General features: G+C 72.6%; 19 protein-coding genes. 6 read left to right on the plus strand and 13 right to left on the minus strand.

What is annotated here, in order from left to right; translation table 11 throughout:
* Nucleotides 1-166 precede the first annotated feature (166 nt).
* Both MQV74_RS01280 and MQV74_RS01285 read right to left on the minus strand, forming a co-directional pair.
* Nucleotides 167-385 carry an MbtH family protein gene (locus MQV74_RS01280; RefSeq protein ID WP_242714132.1) on the minus strand — a complete coding sequence of 73 codons (219 nt, stop codon included), beginning with the start codon at nt 383-385 and terminating at the stop codon, nt 167-169.
* Nucleotides 386-967: 582 nt separating this feature from the next.
* Complete coding sequence (locus MQV74_RS01285) at nt 968-1,930, minus strand: quinone oxidoreductase family protein (protein ID WP_242714133.1); 963 nt, start codon at nt 1,928-1,930, stop codon at nt 968-970.
* Nucleotides 1,931-2,078: 148 nt separating this feature from the next.
* Between MQV74_RS01285 and MQV74_RS01290 the strand changes: the two genes are divergently transcribed.
* The 3 genes from MQV74_RS01290 (at nt 2,079) to MQV74_RS01300 (ending at nt 5,978) form a co-directional block, all read left to right on the plus strand.
* Nucleotides 2,079-2,849 (plus strand): alpha/beta fold hydrolase, encoded by a 771-nt coding sequence (locus tag MQV74_RS01290; RefSeq protein WP_242714134.1) that lies wholly within the window; start codon nt 2,079-2,081, stop codon nt 2,847-2,849.
* A 123-nt stretch (nt 2,850-2,972) separates the two neighbouring features.
* The gene (locus tag MQV74_RS01295) at nt 2,973-4,166 is read left to right on the plus strand and encodes a 4-hydroxybenzoate 3-monooxygenase (protein WP_242728472.1); all 1,194 of its coding nucleotides are present in this window, start codon (nt 2,973-2,975) and stop codon (nt 4,164-4,166) included.
* A 141-nt stretch (nt 4,167-4,307) separates the two neighbouring features.
* Nucleotides 4,308-5,978, plus strand: a complete 1,671-nt coding sequence (locus MQV74_RS01300; RefSeq protein ID WP_242714135.1) for an acetylserotonin O-methyltransferase — start codon at nt 4,308-4,310, stop codon at nt 5,976-5,978.
* A gap of 3 nt (nt 5,979-5,981) precedes the next feature.
* Here MQV74_RS01300 and MQV74_RS41060 read toward each other — a convergent pair whose 3' ends face one another.
* Nucleotides 5,982-6,998, minus strand: coding sequence for an ArsR/SmtB family transcription factor (locus MQV74_RS41060; protein ID WP_242714136.1), 1,017 nt, complete (start codon nt 6,996-6,998; stop codon nt 5,982-5,984).
* A gap of 361 nt (nt 6,999-7,359) precedes the next feature.
* Between MQV74_RS41060 and MQV74_RS01310 the strand changes: the two genes are divergently transcribed.
* Nucleotides 7,360-7,680: a hypothetical protein gene (locus tag MQV74_RS01310; protein ID WP_242714137.1), complete on the plus strand. Its 321-nt coding sequence runs from the start codon at nt 7,360-7,362 to the stop codon at nt 7,678-7,680.
* 60 nt (nt 7,681-7,740) lie between these two features.
* Here the strand turns inward: MQV74_RS01310 and MQV74_RS01315 are convergent, their stop codons facing one another.
* The 3 genes from MQV74_RS01315 to MQV74_RS01325 all read right to left on the minus strand — a co-directional run bounded on the left by MQV74_RS01315 (nt 7,741) and on the right by MQV74_RS01325 (nt 9,979).
* Nucleotides 7,741-8,013 (minus strand): hypothetical protein, encoded by a 273-nt coding sequence (locus MQV74_RS01315; protein WP_242714138.1) that lies wholly within the window; start codon nt 8,011-8,013, stop codon nt 7,741-7,743.
* A 187-nt stretch (nt 8,014-8,200) separates the two neighbouring features.
* On the minus strand, nt 8,201-8,653 hold the full coding sequence (locus MQV74_RS01320; protein WP_242714139.1) for an NUDIX hydrolase: 453 nt from the start codon (nt 8,651-8,653) through the stop codon (nt 8,201-8,203).
* A gap of 33 nt (nt 8,654-8,686) precedes the next feature.
* A complete protein-coding gene (locus MQV74_RS01325) occupies nt 8,687-9,979 on the minus strand; it encodes an MFS transporter (RefSeq protein WP_242714140.1) in 1,293 nt (430 codons plus the stop codon).
* Between the two features lie 125 nt (nt 9,980-10,104).
* Here MQV74_RS01325 and MQV74_RS01330 point away from each other — a divergent pair, with 125 nt between their 5' ends.
* The gene (locus MQV74_RS01330) at nt 10,105-10,560 is read left to right on the plus strand and encodes a winged helix-turn-helix transcriptional regulator (protein WP_242714141.1); all 456 of its coding nucleotides are present in this window, start codon (nt 10,105-10,107) and stop codon (nt 10,558-10,560) included.
* A 112-nt stretch (nt 10,561-10,672) separates the two neighbouring features.
* Nucleotides 10,673-11,899, plus strand: coding sequence for a cytochrome P450 (locus MQV74_RS01335; RefSeq protein ID WP_242714142.1), 1,227 nt, complete (start codon nt 10,673-10,675; stop codon nt 11,897-11,899).
* 46 nt (nt 11,900-11,945) lie between these two features.
* Here MQV74_RS01335 and MQV74_RS01340 read toward each other — a convergent pair whose 3' ends face one another.
* From MQV74_RS01340 to panD, 7 genes are all read right to left on the minus strand, one after another.
* The gene (locus MQV74_RS01340; RefSeq protein ID WP_138957466.1) at nt 11,946-13,211 is read right to left on the minus strand and encodes a cytochrome P450; all 1,266 of its coding nucleotides are present in this window, start codon (nt 13,209-13,211) and stop codon (nt 11,946-11,948) included.
* Nucleotides 13,208-13,828, minus strand: a complete 621-nt coding sequence (locus MQV74_RS01345) for a GTP-binding protein (protein WP_242714143.1) — start codon at nt 13,826-13,828, stop codon at nt 13,208-13,210. The genes MQV74_RS01340 and MQV74_RS01345 overlap by 4 nt, the downstream gene beginning before the upstream one ends.
* Nucleotides 13,809-14,165: a DUF742 domain-containing protein gene (locus MQV74_RS01350; RefSeq protein ID WP_242714144.1), complete on the minus strand. Its 357-nt coding sequence runs from the start codon at nt 14,163-14,165 to the stop codon at nt 13,809-13,811. Before MQV74_RS01350 ends, MQV74_RS01345 begins: the two co-directional genes overlap by 20 nt.
* On the minus strand, nt 14,162-14,581 hold the full coding sequence (locus MQV74_RS01355; protein WP_138957469.1) for a roadblock/LC7 domain-containing protein: 420 nt from the start codon (nt 14,579-14,581) through the stop codon (nt 14,162-14,164). Before MQV74_RS01355 ends, MQV74_RS01350 begins: the two co-directional genes overlap by 4 nt.
* Nucleotides 14,582-14,706: 125 nt before the next feature.
* Complete coding sequence (locus tag MQV74_RS01360; RefSeq protein ID WP_242714145.1) at nt 14,707-16,566, minus strand: ATP-binding protein; 1,860 nt, start codon at nt 16,564-16,566, stop codon at nt 14,707-14,709.
* A gap of 476 nt (nt 16,567-17,042) precedes the next feature.
* A complete protein-coding gene (gene asnB / locus MQV74_RS01365; protein WP_242714146.1) occupies nt 17,043-18,887 on the minus strand; it encodes an asparagine synthase (glutamine-hydrolyzing) in 1,845 nt (614 codons plus the stop codon).
* 67 nt (nt 18,888-18,954) lie between these two features.
* Nucleotides 18,955-19,377: an aspartate 1-decarboxylase gene (panD, locus tag MQV74_RS01370; protein ID WP_242714147.1), complete on the minus strand. Its 423-nt coding sequence runs from the start codon at nt 19,375-19,377 to the stop codon at nt 18,955-18,957.
* Nucleotides 19,378-19,413: the final 36 nt, after the last annotated feature.

Consider the following 19,413-nt stretch of genomic DNA (forward strand, 5'->3'; position numbering starts at 1 on the left):
CTTGAAGCCCGCTCGTCCCTATGCGGGCCCATTTGCTGTGCGAACACGGCTACGCGTGCGCCCTATAGGGCGAGCACATGAAAACTCGACCAACCGTGGAAGAATTGATTAATCATCGGCGGCGGTGGCGCAGGGACGGGCACGACCCGCCACCGCCGCGCCGCGCTCAGGAACCCGCGGATTCCGTTTCGCGGACCAGGCTCAGCGGGCGCATATCGCCCCAGTTCTCCTCGATGTACGCGAGGCAGACCTGCCGGGCGTCCGGCCCGAGCCGCACCTCCCAGCCCGCAGGGATCTCGATCACCGCAGGCCAGAGCGAGTACTGGCCCTCGTCGTTCACCAGGACCCGGTACTGGGCGTCATCGTCTTCGAATGGATTGCTCACACTGCACCTCTCGGCATACACGGAGAGGGACGCGGGCGGGGACACACCTGCCCAAACACACAGCAAGCCGCGCCTGAACAGACAGCAGGCAGCGGTCATTCACTTCATGCCAGAGCGGCATACTCCCCCGTAAGCGGACCGTGGCACACGATGGTGACGGATCCGCACATCCCCCAAGTCCTGTTACTCGAACGCCCGTTGAAGGGCACTCAACCAGCCTGTACTTCCCCCGTTCTCGGCGGCGTTGATCACACTACGTGGGACGAGAAACAAGTTCAACCGTGACCGGCGTCACGAAACACCGGGTACACATAGCCGAGTTAGCGGTACGGAAAAGCTTGTACAGGGAGGGTTAAATCTGAGGAATGGCAATTGACCGCTCACGGGGGGCTGTTGTAGCGGGAGGCCGCGTGCCACAGGCGTCAGGCCGAGGCAGGACGTGAGCGACTTCGGCAGACGCCCGGACATGGACACAAGGGGCCATAGGGGCCGCATAGGGGTCAACGGGACGGGGCGGAGCGGAGCCCCCGGGGTGCCAGGTGCGGGGCGGAAGGGCCTGAGCCCACCGGGAGTGACGGATCGTCAGGGCAGGAGCAGCAGCTTGCCCGTCGTGCGGCGCGACTCCAGGTCGGCGTGGGCCCGGGCCGCGTCCGCGAGCGGGTAGCGGCCGGTGACGCGCGGGACGAGCCGCCCCGCGAGGACGAGGTCGAACACCTCCCCGGTCCGCCGCAGCAGGGCCTCACGGGTGGGGACGTGGTGGTGCACCACGGGGTAGGTGAGCAGGATGCTGCTGGGCAGGTCGGTGGGGCGCAGGGTGGGGACGCCCATGAACGGGCCGTAATAGGCGTGCACGCCGTGCGGCCGCAGGGCCAGCTGGGAGGAGCGGAACGTCCCCGCGCCGCCGCCGTCGTAGACGACGTGGGCGCCCTGTCCGCCGGTCAGCTCCCTGACCTGCTCCTCGAAGCCGCCGCCGGAGTGGACGAGGACGTGGTCCGCACCGGCCTCCTTCGCGATGGGGGCCTTCTCCTCGCGGGAGACCAGTCCGATCACCCGGCCGCCGCGCGCACCGATCATCTGGGTGAGCAACCGGCCGACCCCGCCCGCCGCGGCGTGCACCACGGCGGTGTCACCCGGGCCGACCGGATAGGTCTCGGTGCTCAGGTGGCTGGCGGTGAGGCCTTGCATCATCACGGCGGCGGCGGTCTCGTCGCCTATGCCGTCGGGCACCTTGACGAGCGACTCCGCCGGTACGGCGAGCAGCTCGGCGTAGCTGCCCGGGCGGTAGAACCAGGCCACCCGGTCGCCGACGGCCAGGTCGCGGACCCCTTCACCGAGGGCGGTGACCCGGCCCGTCCCCTCGACGCCGAGGACCGCGGGCGCCGTCCAGCCGGGGCCGCCCTCGGCACGGGCGCCGACGTCCATATAGTTCACCCCCGCGGCACCGACCCGCACCAGCGCCTCGCCGGGGCCGGGCGTCGGGTCGGGCAGCTCGGTCCAGCGCATGACCTCGGGGCCGCCGTGCTTCTCGATTCGGATCGCGTGCATGGGTGACACCTCTCTGCGTCCAGGGGACGGGTTGTCGGGGACGGCAGAACCGTAGGTCGCCGAAATTGGACCAGCAAGTCCAAACCCGAGGCGGGGCACGGGCGTTATTCGGTCGCCGGTCACAGGCGTCGGCGCTAGCATCCGCGGCATGCGTGAGTTCTTCACAGCTGGCGAGCAGCAGTTGTCGTTCCTGGACTCCGGCGGTTCGGGCCGCCCGCTGCTGGCCCTTCACGGGCACTACACCGAGGCGTCGACGTTCGCCCCGCTGGCGGAGGCGCTGGCGCCGGAGTGGCGCGTCATCGCCCTCGACCAGCGCGGTCATGGTGAGTCCGACCGCGCCGAGAGCTATCGAAGGACCGACTACGTCACTGACGTCGCGGCGTTCCACCGCCATCTGGGGCTCGGCCCGGTGCCGGTCCTCGGCCACTCCATGGGCGGCGTGAACGCCTATCAGTACGCCGCCCGGCACGCGGACCAGGTCACCGCCCTGATCGTCGCGGACGTCGGCGCGGTGGTGGACGCCGACTGGTCGATGGCCACACGGCTGCCTCTCGACCAACCGTCACGCGAGGCCCTGGCCACGGCTCTCGGCCCGATGGCGCCCTACCTCGCGTGCGCCTTCCGCTCCTCCGACGCCGGATGGGGATACTCGTTCGACATCGAGGACACGGTGCTGTCCCATCAGGCCCTCACCGGCTCCTACTGGAGCGACTGGGATGCCGTGGCCTGCCCGACCCTGCTGATCCGGGGAGCGGACAGCCCCGTGCTGACGCGGGACCACGCCCGGGACATGGCCGCCCGCCGGGCCGGTGGGGCCGAGCTGGTCGAGCTTCCGGCCGGGCACGTCGTGCACTGCGACGCCCCCGCCGCGTTCGCCACCACCGTACGTACGTTCCTCTCCCAACTCCTACCGGTATAAAGGCGCTTCCTCGCGCGCCGCATCGATCATGTGCAACCAGGCCAGTGCCACGACCGGGTGATACTTCGGTCAGAGGCAGAGATTTCCATGCATAAGATCTGCCCCGTGACAGAAGATCAGCACATGCCCACCGTCGACGGATCGGCTGACGTGGTGGTGCTCGGGGCCGGACCAGCGGGGCTCGTCCTCGCCAATCTGCTGCTCGCGCGCGGCGTCGACTGCGTCGTGCTGGAGCGGGCCGAGCTCGACCACCTCCACGCGCGGGCCCGGGCGGGATTCCTCGCGGCCAACACCGTACGCATCCTGGAGCGGCACGGCCTGGCCGACGGGCTGCGCCGACGCGGGCACACCCACAGCACGTGCGAGTTCCGCACCGAGGACGGCCGGTTCCAGTTGGACTACAGCGCGCTCGGCCGCGGGGAAGTGCACACCGTCTACCCCCAACAGGATCTGGTGGAGGACCTGCTGGCGCACTACTTGGCGGCCGGCGGCCGGATCAGCTTCGGCACGGAAGCGGTGGCCGTACGGGGCGCGGACGGCGCCGAGCCGTCGGTGAGCGTACGGACGGCGGACGGACGGCCCGGCCGGTGGCGGGCACGGTACGTCGCCGGATGCGACGGCCGGCACGGGGCGGCGCGGCGCTCGATCCCGGACCACTCGGTCCGCCGATTCCGCCGCGATCACGACGTGACCTGGCTCGGTCTGCTCGCCGAGGCACCCCCCAGCCTCGACGCCGTCGGCTACGCCGTCCACGAACGGGGTTTCGCCGGACACATGGCGCGCACCTCCGCCCTCACGCGTTACTACCTCCAGTGCGAGCGCGGCACCCCGGCCGACTCCTGGTCGGACGAGCGGATATGGGACGAACTGGACCTGCGCATGGGGGCCAAGGAGTACGGCCCGCTGCGCCGCGGCCGGATCGTGCAGCGCAGCGTCATCGGCCTGGAGTCGGACGTCCTCGAACCCCTCCGGTACGGCGCGCTGTTCCTGGCAGGTGACGCCGCGAGCCTGATCAGCCCGTCCGCCGCCAAGGGGGCGAACCTCGCGGTCCTGGAGGCCGAGCTCCTCGCCCACGCCCTCATCGACGACCTCACCCGTAAAGACCCCGTCGGCGTCGAGAGTTACTCGGCCCGCTGCCTCGCCCGCATCTGGAGCGCGCAGGAGTTCTCGCACTGGATGATCGAGCTGCTGCACAGCGCCTCCGGCAGGGACGACGCGTCCCGTTTCCTCAACCGCACGCGTCGCTCCCGCATGGCCGCACTGCGCACCTCGCGCAGCCAGCAGGACTGGTTCGCCGAGCGCTACGTCGGCGTGTGAGAAACCCTCCCCCTTCAACCATCCCCATCTGAGACCACCCCTATCTGAGGCCGCCTTCGCCTGGGACCGCTCTCCCCTCAGGCCGGTCACTCCCCCTCGGATCTCCCCCACCTCGGCTCTCCCCGGAATGAGGACGCCCCGTTGATCACGGCGTTGTCGGACGACACCTCGCGCCTGCGCGCGACGGTCGACTTTGTCACCCAGCAGGACAGCCAGTCCCTCCTGCCGCTCCTGCTCCCCGGGCTCGACGGCCCGGAACTGCGTGCGCTCGTGGAGCGGTGCCGCTTCGCGCACGCCGCGCTGCTCGTCTTCCCCGTCCACGCGCCGGCCCTGGAGGCCACGCTGGCCGAGTGCGGCCTGGTCGCCCCGGCACCGCCCCAGCCGAGCGTGGTCGTACGTGAACGCCTGGCGCTGCGGCACCGTCGTACCGCCGACGACCTCGACGTGCGCATCCTGCGCCCGGTGGTGCTCGGCCGCGACGGGCAGCGCCGCACGGTGGAGGTGTTCGCCCTGACCGTGCCGCCGGGCTCGGACCTGGAGGAGGTCGCGGCGCTCGAACTCGCCCGGCACGACGAGGCGCATGTCGCCTTCGAGGTGCAGGCCCCGGATCCGCTGGTGCTGCGCGGACTGCGCGCGTCCTTCGCCTTCCACGGGGCGCTCCCGGACGGCGGCGGATACAACCCGCACGAGAACGGCACGGTCTTCTACTTCGCCGCGCCCACCGCGTCCCGGGCCGGCTACCGCCGCATCGAGCTGTACGCCCCCGGGGACCACCGCTGCCAACTCGCCGCGCACCTGGACGAGTTCCAGCGTCAGCAGCCGCCCGAGGCGCTGCTGCGGCTGCTGACCGGGGCCTGGACCACGCAGGCCCTGACCACCGCCGCCCAGCTGCGGGTGCCGGACGCGATGGAGACCGACCGCGCCGTCGACGCCGGGGCCCTGGCGAGCAAGGTGGCCGCGGACCCGGACAGCCTGACGGTGCTCCTGCGTTATCTCGCCACGCTCGGCGTCGTCGCCGAGGAAGCTCCCGGCAGCTTCCGGCTCACCGCCCTCGGCGCGCTCCTGCGCACGGAGGGCCCCGGCTCGATGCGGCCCCTGGCCCTGTTGTACGGCGGGCCGTTCTACCAGTCCTTCGCCGCCCTCGCGCACACCGTGCGCACCGGGCAGGTCGCCTTCGAGTACCTCTTCGGCGCCCACCACTTCGACCACTTCGCCGCCGACCCCCACCTCGCCGAGCTCTTCGACCAGTCCATGGCCGCGAACTGGCGCATGTTCGAGCCGCTTCCCACCCATCCGGTCCTCACCGCGGCGGCCCGCAAGCCGCGGGGAGCCACCGTGGTCGACATCGCGGGCGGCAACGGGGAACTGCTGAGCCGCATCCTCGCCGCCCATCCAGGGCTCGACGCCGTGCTGCTCGAACGCCCGCACGTCGTCGCGGCCGCCCGCCGTCGCCTGGGAGCCACCCGGTGCACGTACGTGGCGGGGGACTTCGCGGACGTACCGGCGGGCGCGGACGTCTATCTCCTCTGTCGCGTGCTGCACGACTGGGACGACGAGCGGTGCCGCGACATCCTGCGCCACTGCGCCCGCGCCATGCCCGCCGACGCCGACCTGCTCATCGTCGAGCGCCTGCTGCCCACCGACAACTCGCCTTCCCTCGCCACCGCCTGGGACCTCCACATGCGGTGCAACGTCGGGGGCCGCGAGCGCACCGCCGACCACTACGGGCGCCTGCTGGCCGACGCGGGCCTCACCCTGGCCGGGCACCGGCCGCTGCCGCTGGACGGTCATGTGCTGCACGCCCGCAAGTGAGGTCTAGCCGGTCGGCGGCGGCCCCGCGTCCAGCAGGGCGCGGCCGAGCGGGGTCAGGGCGTGCCGGACGCCCTGACCCTCCCGGCGGGTGGTGAGCAGCCCGGCGGCCCGCAGCACCGAGGCGTGGTGGCTGGCCGTCGCGGCGGAGGTGCCGATGCGCCGGGCCAGCTCGACGGTGCCGACCGGGCTCCGCACCTCCTGGAGGGTCCGGGCCCGGGTGGCGCCGAGGAGGGCGCTCAGGCCGCCCTCGGCCGCCTCGGTCTCACACGTCACCACGGAGGCGCGGTCGAGGAGGGAGCGCGCGAGCGGGTAGCGCAGGACGAAGGGGCGCTCGGGCTCGGCGTTGTCGACGAGCACGAGCGGCCTCGGGCAGAAGAACGTCGGGACGAGCAGCAGCCCCCGGCCGCCCAGTTCGAAGTCGGTGTCCATGTCGCAGGGCACGGTCAGGACGCCCCGGCTCCAGGAGATCTCGGGGTGCAGGGTGCCGAGCAGCCCCTCGACGCCCGTGCCGACGGCGGTCAGGGCCCGCTGGGCACGGTCGCTGTGGGCGCACGCGAGGAGTTGTGACCAGTAGGGCGCCACCGCCAGGGCGTGGTAGGAGCGCAGCTCACGGCGGACGAGCGCCGCCCAGGTGCGGTCCCCGTGGTGCAGTTCGTGGATCCAGCGCGGCACGCGGGGCCGCAGCACCCGCGTGGCGCGCCAGTCGGCGGCCCACTGGCTGCCCGGCAGCGACCAGGTGTGGTCGAGGCTGTCCGTGAGGCTGCCGGTGACGGCGTGCGTGAACACCTCGGGGACGTACTCGCCGACGCCCGCGGGCGCCAGGTCGAACAGGAGCCCCATCTCGGGCCGCAAGCCGCGGCGGGTGCGCTCGCGCCAGCCGGACAGGGCGGCGGTCGCCGCCCTGTCCGGCCGCTCGCTCTGAAGCAGCGGCAGGCTCAGGACGGTCTCGGCGAGGGGGTCGGGGCGGTCCGCGACGCGTACCCGGGACAGGTCGTCGGCGGTGAGGTGGATGCGTAGCACCGTCGTGTCTCCAGGCGCTCGGCGGGTCGGGGCGCGCGCCCGGCGGCGGTCGGTCCGGCCGTCGTCGGCCGAGCCGCGCGATCACGCTAACCGGCGCGGCGGCGACCGGGACGGCCGCGCGCCTCATCTGGCCAAAGTGCCCTCCCCAGGTCTATGGAATGTCCGATTTCGATGTGCCTCGAAGGGCTTTGAGCAGCCGGTGGGGCGGTGGCGAGACTGGCTCTCGTACAGGGGGGGAGGACCCGGTCGGCGCCGCCACGCGGTGTCGGCCGGGCCCCTGCCGACAGGCACGACGAACCGACGAACCAGGGAGCGGCCCACCATGAAACCCCACCGTCGAAACGGCCGCCGAGGAGTCGCTGTGGCCCGCTCGTCCGGGTGGCGTCCGCGCTGCGCCGCCGTGGTCCTCGCCGCCTCGGCGTGTCTCATCGGAGGCATCACCTCCGCCCAGGCGGCCCCGGACCCCGGCCAGCGGCTCACCGCGCCCGCGGTGCGGACGTTCACCGGCAACGGCACCGGCACCTCGCCGTCCCAGGCCGTGGACGGCGCCGTCCGGATGGCGTACGCGGTCGCCCAGTCCGCCGGTTGGCAGGCGGCCCAGTGCCATGTCCGTGGCACCGACGTCAGGTCGGTCGGCGGTGGTGTGTACGCCGCTGTCGCCAGCCTGTACTGCCAGCGCTGAACCACACCGCGCCCCCGGCTACTACGGCGCCGACGCCGCGATCAGATGCACCCGCTGATCTCAGTGCTCGTCCGCGGCCCGGGCCAGCGCCGCCTTGAGCAGGGCCACGGTTGAGGCGGTCGTCGCCGCGCGGACCGCGTCCTGGTCGGCGTGCTCGGCCTCTTCGAGCAGGATCACCGCGGCCTGGAGCACGCCGACGTGCACCGGGACCGTACGCAGGGCGGCGAGCGCGGCACCGGCCCGGTCCGCCGCGGACACGGAGTCGCCGGCCTGGGGAATGAGCGCGAAGACACCGCGCCCCAGCGCGCGGTCGCGGGAGGAAGGCGTGGTCACCCGGGGATTCTCCCCTACGGAACCCGCCCGGTGACAGCCGGTCGGGTCCCGGGCCAGGCCGACGGGTCGGCCCCGCAGGGCGGCGGGCCGTCGGCGCGGTGTGCCGGGACGCTGGTGGCCGAGCCCTCAGGAGGCACCGTGGACGATCCCGTCCGCCGAGAGACGCTGGGCACGCCGAGGCTGAGCGCTACCAGGTCGTCGCTTCCCAGTCGTCCGTGTGGAGGGAGTGCGGCTCGCCCTTCAAGTAGTGCTGGATGCCGAGGGCGTTGTACCGAACGGTGTCCATGGGGAGCGGGTCGACGGGGGCCCAGAGGAGTTCGCTGCACTTGTGGGGTTCGGCGTTGACGACCGTGCCGGTGAAGTCCCGCTCGACGGCGAAGAACCAGCCCACGCGGTCACGCCCTTCAGGGCTGCGGAAGAACATCACGTGCGCGAGCCGCACCGCCCCGCGGTCGAGCTGGACGCCGATCTCCTCCCGCGCCTCGCGCACGACCGCGTCCCAGGGGTCCTCCCCCGGATCGACCTTGCCGGAAGGGAGGTTCAGCAGCCCGTCGGCGTATCCGGTGTTGTCCCGCCTGGCCAGGAGGACGGTGTCCCCGCGCCTGAGGATGAGCATGACGTCGTTCTGCGGCTGCCCCACCGAGTCCTCCCGCGATCGTGTGGCCGATGGCCCCTATCGTGGTCGATGAGACGTCGCCCCGGTCGCCGGTCCCGGCGCGGCGTCCCGGGTGAAGGCCCATGCCACGAGACCGAGGCCGCTGAACGCGGCGCCCAGGACGCAGACGGCGCCCCAGCCCGCCGCCTCGTAGAGGGACGTCGCGGCGATGGCGCCGGTGGCGCTGCCTATCGAGTAGAAGACCATGTACCCCCCGATGAGGCGGCTGCCCGCGTCCGGGTGCAGGGCGTAGATCAGGGTCTGGTTGGTGACGTGGACCGCCTGGACGGCGAGGTCGAGGAGGACCACTCCCGCGGCCAGGGCCCACAGGGAGCTGCGGGTGAAGGCCAGGGGCAGCCAGGAGGCGGCGAGCAGGGCCAGGGCGATGCCGGTGGTCTGCCGGGAGCGGCCGCGGTCGTTGAGCCGGCCCGCCACGGTCGCGGCCAGGGCGCCGACGACACCGATGAGGCCGAACGCCCCGATCTCGCTGTGCGACAGGGAGTACGGGGCCTCGCTGAGCGGGAGCGCGACGCTGCTCCACAGGGTGCTGAAGGAGGCGAAGATCAGCAGGCAGAACAGGGCGCGCAGGCGCAGCAGCGGTTCGCGTGCGAACAGGGTGATCGTGGAGCGCAGGAGCTGCCCGTAGCGCAGGGTGGTCGGCGCGACGGCGGCGTGGCGCGGCAGGACGCGGTACAGGACGAGGGCGAGCAGCGCGGTGAGCGTCGCCGACGCGAGGTAGACGGCGCGCCAGCCCGCGAGGTCGGCGATGAGGCCGGACGCGGTGCGGGCGAGCAGGATGCCGGTGACCACGCCGCTGGTGACCAGGCCGACGACCCGGCCGCGCCCGGCGGCGGGTGCCAGGGAGGCCGCGAAGGCCACGAGCGTCTGCGTGACGACGGCGAGGAGCCCGGTCGCGGCCATGCCCGCGAGCAGCAGCGCCGCCGTGGGGGCCACGGCCACCACGGTCAGCGCCGCCACGAGGAGCAGCAACTGGGCCACGATGAGCTTCCTGCGGTTCACCATGTCGCCCAGCGGTACGAGGAAGAAGAGGCCGAGGCCGTATCCGACGTGCGTGAGGGTGACCACGCCGCCGACGAGGGCCGGGCTCATCGCGAGGTCCTCGCCGATGGTCACCAGGAGCGGCTGGGAGAAGTAGACGTTGGCCACCGCGGCCCCGCAGGCGACGGCGAAGAGGATGACGATCCCCCGGGTCAGGGCGAACGCGGCCCCCTCCTCCGCATTCCCGTCGCACCCTGCCCCGGTGGCCTCCGCCCCGGTTGCTCGCGTCCCGGCCTCACCGTTTCCGGGCATGGCTACCCCTCCGCAATCTGGTTTCATCTTGCTACCAACCAACGATGACGCGACGGTAAGCCCTCTTGGTAGCATGTTGCAACCACTGTGGGAGTGGGCGAGACCGTGTGAGAGCGAGGGACACCATGGTGACCAGGACGCGTTTCGACGACAGCGAATGTCCCGTCGCCCGGTCCGTGGACGCGATCGGCGACTGGTGGTCCCTGCTGATCGTGCGGGACGCCTTCGACGGGAGCAGGCGCTTCGGGGAGTTCCAGCGCAGCCTCGGCGTGGCGAAGAACATCCTCACCGCGCGGCTGCGCACCCTGGTCGACGGCGGCGTCCTCGCGTCCGTCCCCGCGTCGGACGGCAGCGCCTACCGCGAGTACGCCCTGACCCCGAAGGGCAAAGCCCTCTTCCCCGTCATCGTGGCACTGCGGCAGTGGGGCGAGCAGAACTCCTTCGCCCCGGACGAGCCGCACTCACAGCTCGTCGACCGCCGGCAGGGGCGCCGGCTGCGCACGCTCGAAGTGCTGGCCGCGGACGGGCGGCGCCTTGACCCCGACGACACCACGGTTCACAAGGTCTCCCCCGCGCGGTGAGGTGCGGCTCACGAGGGCGCCTCCCGGGAAATCCCGCCCCGCGCACCCTGTCGGTTCCTTTTCTTGATCAATAGGGTGGCCCCGCCACGCAGTTGTTCCCCTAAGGAGCCCCGTGTCCCCTGCTCAGTCCATACCGGACATCCTCTCGGCCGAGTTCGCCGCCGACCCCTACCCCGTCTACCGCGCGCTGCGGAAGCACGCCCCGCTCCTGTGGCACGAGCCCACCAAGAGCTATGTCGTCTCGCGCTACGAGGACGTGGCACGCGTCTTCAAGGACAAGGAGTCGGTGTTCACCACCGACAACTACGACTGGCAGCTGGAGCCCGTGCACGGCCGGACGATCCTCCAGCTCAGCGGGCGGGAGCACGCGGTGCGCCGGGCCCTGGTCGCCCCGGCCTTCCGGGGCAGCGAGCTCCAGGACACCTTCCTGCCGGTCATCCGCCGCAACTCCCGCGCCCTCGTGGACGCCTTCAGGGACCGCGGCTCGGCGGACCTCGTGGCGGAGTACGCGACCCGCTTCCCGGTCAACGTGATCGCGGACATGCTCGGCCTGGACAAGGCGGACCACGCGCGGTTCCACGGCTGGTACACGAACGTGATCGCCTTCCTCGGCAACCTCGCGGGCGACCCCGAGGTGACGGCCGCCGGCGAGCGCACCCGCGTGGAGTTCGCCGCCTACATGCTGCCCGTCATCCAGCGGCGCCGCGAGGAGCCCGGGGACGATCTGCTGTCCCGGCTGTGCGCCGCGGAGGTCGACGGCGTCCGCATGAGCGACGAGGACATCAAGGCGTTCTGCAGCCTGCTGCTCGCGGCGGGCGGCGAGACCACGGACAAGGCGATCGCGAGCATCTTCGCCAACCTCCTCGCGCACCCCGAGCAGCTCGCCGCGGTGCGCGCCGACCGGTCCCTGATCGACCGGGCGTTCGCCGAGACGCTCCGCCACACCCCGCCGGTCCACATGATCATGCGGCAGACCGCGGCGGAGGTGGAGCTCGCCGGGGGCACGGTCCCCGCCGGGGCGACGATCACCTGCCTGATCGGCTCGGCCAACCGCGACGAGGAGCGCTACGGCGACCCGGACCGCTTCGACCTCTTCCGGGACGACCTCACCACCACGACCGCGTTCTCCGCGGCGGCCGACCACCTCGCCTTCGCCCTCGGCCGGCACTTCTGCGTGGGCGCGCTGCTGGCCCGCGCGGAGGTCGAGACCGGCGTCAACGACCTGCTCGACGCCCTGCCCGAGCTGCGCTTCGCGGACGGCTTCGCCCCCGAGGAGCACGGCGTCTTCACCCGGGGGCCGCGGACGCTGCCGGTGGTCTTCACCCCGGCGGCGCGCTGAGCGGGACGCGTACCGGCGTTCCGCCCCGGCGGGCGGAACGCCGACGCTACTGGGCCACCGGCGTGAACTGGACGGGCAGGGCCGTCAGTCCGCGCATCCACACCGAAGGCCGCCAGGTCAGCGCCGCCGGGTCGACGCCGAGGACCAGGTCCGGCAGCCGCTCCAGGAGCGTCTCGACGGCCGTACGGGCGATGACGTCGGCGAGCAGCGGAGCCGGATAGGGGCAGCGGTGCTCGCCGTTGCTGAAGGACAGGTGCGCGGAGTTCTCCGAGCCGACGTGGGCGCCGGGCCACAGCTGGGGGTCGGAGTTGGCCGCGGCGAGGCCGAGGACCAGGCAGTCGCCCGCGCGGATCTGACGGCCGCCCAGCTGGGTGTCGCGCACCGCCCAGCGCCCGATGAAGTTCTGCGTGGGGGTGTCGAGCCAGAGCACCTCGTTCAGGGCCTGGCCGACGCTGAGGCGCCCGCCCGAGACGTTCAGGGCGAACCGCTCGTCGGTCAGGAGCAGCCGCAGCGTGTTGCAGATCCAGTTGGCGGTGGGTTGCTGGGCGGCGGCGATCACCGAGATCAGGTCCTGGACGACCTCCTCGTCGGTGAGCCCGGCCGGGTGCTCCAGCATCCGCGAGGTGACGTCGGCCGCGGGCCGCTCGCGCCGCTCCTTGACCAGACGGTGCACGCGCTCGCCCACCCGTCCGTACGCGGCGACCGGGTCGTCGCCCTCGGCGGTGTCGAGGGACATGCGCAGGTCCTCGACGAGGCCCTCGGTGTCGGCGGTGCCCGGCGGCATGCCGACCATGTGCACGGCGGCGCGCATGGCGAGCGGATGGGTGTAGGCGCTCATCAGCTCGGCGGCCCCGCGCCCGGAGAAGGAGGCGATCAGCTGGTCGGCGATGTGGACGCACTCCCGGCCGAGTTCGAACTGGTCGACGCCCTCAAGGGCCTCGGTGATGACACCGGCGCGCTGCCGGTGCTCGGCGCCCTCGGTGAACAGGACGGACGGCTGGTAGCCCACGAAGGGCAGCAGCGGCCAGTCGGCGGGGATCCGGTCCCACTGGTTCCAGCGCCGCGAGTCGCGGGCGAACAGCTCGTCGTGCGCGGTGACGTAGCTGACCTCGGAGTAGCCGAGGACCAGCCAGGCGGGCACGTCGCCGTCGAGGAGGACGGGGGCCACGGAGCCGTACCGCCCGCGCAGGTCGCGGTAGAGCTCGAAGGGCGTCTGCTGGTACTCCAGGCCGCTGAGGGGCACCGCGTCACTGTGCGCGGGGCAGCCGGGCGGCGGGGTGCCGGGCGCCGCCGGTCCGGTGGCTTCGGTCATGCTGTCAGTTCCCGTTCCCGTGCCAGGTGGTGGAGGTGGTCGACGAGGGTGATGAGCACGTTCTTGCCGGACGAGCGGACCCGGGCGTCGCAGTCGACGAGCGGGACGTGCGCGGGCAGTGCGAGGGCGGTGCGGATCTCGTCCAGGGAGTGGTAGGCGTGCTCGCCGTCGAAGCGGTTCACGGCGACGACGAAGGGCGTGCCGTGGTGTTCGAGCCGGTCGATGGCGTACCAGGAGTCGTCCATCCTGCGGGTGTCGACGAGCACCACCGCTCCGAGCGTGCCGGAGAAGAGGCGGTCCCACAGGAACCAGAAGCGCTTCTGGCCGGGCGCGCCGAACAGATAGAGCACCAGGCGGTCGTTGAGGCTGATGCGGCCGAAGTCGAAGGCCACGGTGGTGGTCGTCTTGGCCGACTCGGTCGGCACCTGGTCGACGTCCTCGCCCGCCCGCGTCATCACCTCCTCGGTGTTGAGGGGGCGGATCTCGCTGACCGAGCGGACCAGGGTCGTCTTGCCGACCCCGAAGCCGCCCACCACGACGATCTTCAGACCGGACTCGGCCGTGTCGCGCAGCGGTGTCCGGGCCTCGGGCGGCAGCTCAGAGGTTGCGGAGCCCATGGAGCACCTCCGTGAGAAGAGCGGAATCGGGCAGCGCGGCGGACGCCGCCACGCGCGGGTGTCGGGCCGTGATGCGGCCGGTGTCCTGGAGGTCCTCCAGGAGGATGCGGACGACCGTGACGGGCAGCGACAGCTCGGCGGCGATCTCGACGACGGCCGTCGGGTGGCGGCACAGGTCCAGGATGCGCGCGTGCTCCGACTGCTGGCCGGGCGACGGCTCGCACTCGGCCACGATCAGCGTCACCAGGTCGAACGCGCCGCCGTCGGACCGGCTGCGCCCACCGGTGATGGTGTACAGCCGGTCCGGGTCGCCCACGTCGACGGGCCGCCGGGTCATGACGCGGGGTTCGTGAGGCCCTGGCCGCGCGGCTCGGCGCTCAGGTGGTCGCCGATCTGCGCCACGAGCTGGGACATCTGGTTGCCCACCACGCCGGGGTCGGCGTCCTCGTCGGCTATCACGGCGAGGTGCGCGCCCTGGCCCGCCTCCACGACGAACAGCAGGCCGCCGTGGAACTCCGTCATGGAGTGCCGTACGCCGCCCGTGCCGTCCCCGAACTCCATCGACGCGCCCTGGGCGAGCGCCTGCATGCCGGAGCAGATCGCGGAGAGCTGGTCCGCCTGGTCCAGCGTCAGGCCGGGGCTCCAGCACAGCTTCAGGCCGTCCCGGGAGAGGACGAGGGCGTGCCGGGTGCCGGGGGTGCCGTCGAGCAGGCTCTCCAGGAGCCAGTTCAGGCTGTTGTCGGTGGTCGTCATCGTGTGTCGGGGCCGTCACCGGGGGGGTGCGAACGCCCGTGCCTCCCTTTCGGTGTGCGGGGCGGGGGTCGAGAAGCGGTCCTTGCGGTCCCATGGGGCGGGCCGGTCCGCGCGGGGGCGGGCGGCTACTCGGCCCGCGGCGGCTGGGGGTTCTCAGCCGTGTCGTCGGCGGCGGCCCGGCGGGCGCGGTGGAACGCGCCGAACCGGTCCCCGATGCTCTGTCCGGAGCGGTGCCGTTCGTCCTGCGAGGCGCCGCTCGCGCCGGTCCGCTCGGCGTCGGGACCGGTCCGCCGGTCCTCGTGCCGGTCGCCGGAGTGCCGATCGCCCGGGTTCCGTTCGGCGGTGCGCCGTTCGGTGGCGGCGTGCGCGGCGGCCATCGTGCGGCCGGGACGCCGCACGGGCAGGCCGCCGGGGGTGGCCTCCGCGGTGCCGGGTGCTTCGGGGCCGTCCGCGGGGTCATCCTCCGGAGGCGTCGGCCACACCGGGGCCGACGGGGAGGGCGTCGACGGCAGCGACGCGGGGCGGCTCGCCGCAGTGGTCTCCGGCTCGGCGGCCTGCCCGGGTGCCGGGAGGGCCGGAGCCTCGGTGACGGGGGCCTCGATCGAAGGGGCCACCGCCGTGCGGGCGCTGTCCGGCTGGGACTGCTGCGCCAGGAGCTGCGGGGGCAACAGGATGACGACGCCGGTGCCGCCGCGCGAGGAGGGGCGGAAGTTCACGCTGACGCCGTACTTGACGGCCAGTCGGCCGACGACGGCGAGCCCGAGCCGGGTGCCCTGGAGCAGCGCGAGGTCGGCGGCCTGCCCGGACACGGACTCCTTGGCGCGGCGCAGCGCCGCCTCGGACATGCGCAGGCCGCTGTCCTCGATGGTGACGACGACGCCGGTGCGCGACTCCTCGACGTAGACGTGGACCTCGTCGGTGGGCGGCGAGAAGTTCGCGGCGTTGTCCATCAGTTCGGCCAGCAGGTGCATGACGCCTTCGGCGGCGAAGCCGACCACGGCGGCCTTGGTGGAGCTGTGCAGCCGTACGCGCTGATAGGCGGCGATGCGTCCGACGGCGCCGCGCAGGATGCTCTCCATGACGATGGGCTTGTTCCAGGCGCGGCTGGAGCGGCCGCCCATCAGGAGCGCGAGCCGGTCGGTCATCAGGCCGAGCTGGGACGTGCTGTGGTCGAGCCTGAGCAGGTCGCCGAAGACGTCCTCGCCGTGGCGGTCCTGCATCTCGCGCAGGTCGGCGAGCATGCTCACGGACTTGGCCTGCACACGGCTCAGCGCCTTCGCGCTCGCGGCCTGGGCCGCGGCCGCGCGCCGCTCGCTCAGGGCGAGTTCCCGCACGGCGGCCTCGGTCAGGTCGCGCAGCGCGGGGTCGGCGGGCCAGGTCACGCTCGCGAGGACGCGGTCCACCGAGGCACCGCCGCGCAGCGCGCCGACGACCGCGGGGAGGGTCTCGGTGCCGAGCAGCCGGACGTCGTCGGTCACCCGGGTCAGGTCACCGGCCGTGTGGTGCTGGGCGGCGGCCGCGCCCGCGGCGCGCCCCTCGGCGTCGGCGAGGACGGTGACGCAGACGTTCAGGAGCTCGCGGTACGCCGGTTCGGCCGGGGGCCGGGTCTGGTGCAGGGCGTCCTGCGCGCCCGAGCCGTCGCGCAGGGACCGCGCCACGGTCGGCAGGGTCACCTGCGCCATGTGGATCACTTCGGCGCCCCGGGCACCCAACTGCGTCTGGGCGCCGGTCAGCTGGCTCTCCAGCTGTGCGGCGTGGGCGCGCAGCCGGGCCGCGCCCGCGCGCCCCGTCCAGACGACGACGGCAAGGAGCAGCCAGCCGACCACGGCCACGGCGGCCACCCAGCCGCGGGCGGCCGACGGCGCGAGCCCCGCCGCCACGGCTCCCGCCACGGCGGCCGCCCCGAGCAGGAGCAGCGGTAGCGAGGACGCCGTTCGCGGAGTGCCGGCTATGCCGGACGGACGCCCATCAGCGGACAAAGTCATTCCGTGACCCCTCGGTCTCGGCACGGGGATGCAGGCTGTCGGCCCGCCCTCACATCGGTGCCGTCGCGAAGAAGGCCCGCTTCGGGCCGCGGCCCTCCGACGGCTGCGCAGGGTCATGCTAATCGCAAGATCGTGTGGCTGTGGCAAGCACCCTGAACTGGAGCCTCCGCCTAGCGGCGTTCGTCGCGAAAGGAGCCTCTGGCGCCGGGCCTGTGTTATAGGGCCCGGCGGCCGGTTTCGGCATGCGGGCGGCCCCCGCCCCGTCGAGCCGAACGTTTCTGCACTCCGTCAGATGCCCCTCCCCCGCGCCACGTAGAAGAACACCCCCGCTCAAGTCCGGACAGCAAGCGATCATTTTCAGCCACACGAGGGCGAATACGGCGATATGCCAGGCCGGTGGAGAGGGAGAGGGGATGGCGGGGACGTGACGCATACAGCGATCGCGCCCCCGGCACCCCGCCCGCTGCCTCGCACCGTCAGAGCAGCAGCCGCGGGCCGTAGAGGTCGATCCACGTGTGGAGGTCGAGGAACTTCTCCAGTGCGGCTCGGAGCGCCTGGGGGCGCGGATGGCCGGTGGGGCCGACGTGCGCGGCACGGGTGGCCGCCGCTCTGTCGAACAGGGCGAAGACCTCGTGGTCCGGGTCCGCCAGGACGTCGCGCACCTGCCGCTGGAGCGCGGGGACGTAGTGCCGGTCCTGCGTCATCGGGTAGGGGCTCTTCCGCCGCACGAGGACACCGTCGGGCACCACGCGGCGGGCCGCGGCGCGCAGCACGCTCTTCTCCCTGTTGTGCGCGGCGTGCAGGGACCAGGGGATGTTGAAGGCGTACTCCGCGATGCGGTGGTCGCAGAACGGCACCCGCACCTCCAGGCCCACGGCCATGCTGAGCCGGTCCTTGCGCTCCAGCATGCCGGTGAGACTGCGGGTGAGGTGCAGATGGAGCAGTTCGCGTGACCGGCGTTGAGCGGAGTTCTCGCCGTCGAGCGCCGGGGTCGCGGAGAGGGCTTCGCGGTAGCGGTGATCCGCGTACCCGGGCAGGTCGAGGGCCGGCGCCAAGTCCTCGGGCAGGAAGGCGCGCTCCTGCCGCGTCCGGCCGAGCGCGGCCGTCAGCCAGGGGAACCCCGCGGCTTCCCGGAGGCCGGTGTCGTGGAACCACCAGTAGCCGCCGAACATCTCGTCGGCGCCCTCCCCGGACAGCGCGACCGTGGACTGCTCGCGTATCGCGGTGAAGAGCTGGATCAGGGAGTGGTCCATGTCGCCGCGCCCGATGGGAAGGTCCCGGGCGCGGACGGCGGCACGGCGTACGTCGGGTCCCGCGAGGTCACTCGCGTCCAGCACGATGTCGGTGTGGTCGGTGTCGAGGTGCTTGACGACCTCGCGGACGTGAGGTGCGTCGGGGCTGACGTTGTGGTGGTCGGGCGTGAAGTGGTCGGTGTGTCCCCGGAAGTCCACGGAGAAGGTGCGCAGCCGCTCTCCGTGCCCGCTCAGGGTCTCGGCCGCGAACCCGGCGATCGCGCTCGAATCGAGCCCTCCGGACAGGAGCAGGCAGCGCGGCACGTCGGCGACGAGCTGCTCGCGCACCGAGCCGCTGAGGAGTTCTTCGACGTGCGCGGTGGTCGCGTCCGGGTCCTCGGCATGGGGCCTGGCGGTCAGGCTCCAGTACGCGCGCTCGCGCATGCCGCGGCGGTCGAGCGTCAGGAGGGAGGCGGGGCGCAGTTCCCGCATCCCGCGCCAGATCGCCGCACCCGGAGTCTTCACGCCGAGGAAGATCTCGCGCAGCCCGTCGTGGTCGACGGCGGCCTCCACCGACGGATGCGCGAGGAGGGCCTTGGGTTCGGAGCCGAACAGGAGGCCGTGGGGCGTGCGGTAGTAATAGAGGGGCTTGATGCCCAGGCGGTCACGGACCAGGAGGAGGCGGTCGGTGCGGCCGTCCCAGATGCCGAAGGCGTACATGCCCCGCAGGTGCTCGACGAGGCCGTCCCCCCACTCCAGGTAGGCCCGCAGGACCACCTCGGTGTCGCTGGAGGTGCGGAAGGGGTGACCGCGGCCGCGCAGCTCCTGTCGTAGCGCGACGAAGTTGTAGACCTCTCCGCTGTAGGTCATCACCACGGGTCCGTCCGGCGTCGCCGCGGTCATCGGCTGTGCGCCCCCGTCGAGGTCGATGACCGCCAGGCGCCGGTGTCCGAGCGTGGCGTGCCGGCCGGTCCAGGTCGCCGAGGCGTCGGGGCCCCTCGTGCGCAGCGACCGGGTCATGCCGATGACGGTCTCTTCCTGGCGGGTGAGGTCGGCGTCGAACGCGATCCATCCTGCGATGCCGCACATCAGGTCTCCCCGTTTCGTCGTTCGGTGCTGGATCCGGGACTCGCGCCGGGTGGTGGGGGCCCGGCCATCAGTCGACGAAGACGTGGTCGCCCCGCGTGGTGTCGCTGCCGGGAGGCGGCTCGGCCGGGTCGGACCCCAGTGCGCGGATCCTGTTGTCCTGGTCGACGTGGACGACCTTGGGCGCGAAGCGGGCCGCGTCCTCGTCGGGGACGTGGGCGTAGGCGATGACGATGACGAGGTCGCCGGGGCTGATCAGCCGGGCCGCCGCGCCGTTGATGCCGACGACGCCGGTGCCGCGCGGGCCTTCGATGAGGTAGGTGGACAGGCGGCTGCCGTTGTTGATGTCGACGATGTCGACCTTCTCTCCGGGCAGGAGGTCGGCCGCGTCCATCAGATCGCGGTCCAGGGTCAGCGAGCCGACGTAGTGCAGGTCGGCCTGAGTGACGGTCGCGCGATGGACCTTGGACTTGAACAGGGTGCGGTAGTACATGGCGTCTGCCTTTCTCGTACGGTGTTCCGGCGCGCG

Origin of the sequence: Streptomyces sp. AN091965 (genome assembly GCF_022698285.1) — a bacterium.
In the GTDB taxonomy this organism is placed as follows: Bacteria; Actinomycetota; Actinomycetes; order Streptomycetales; family Streptomycetaceae; genus Streptomyces.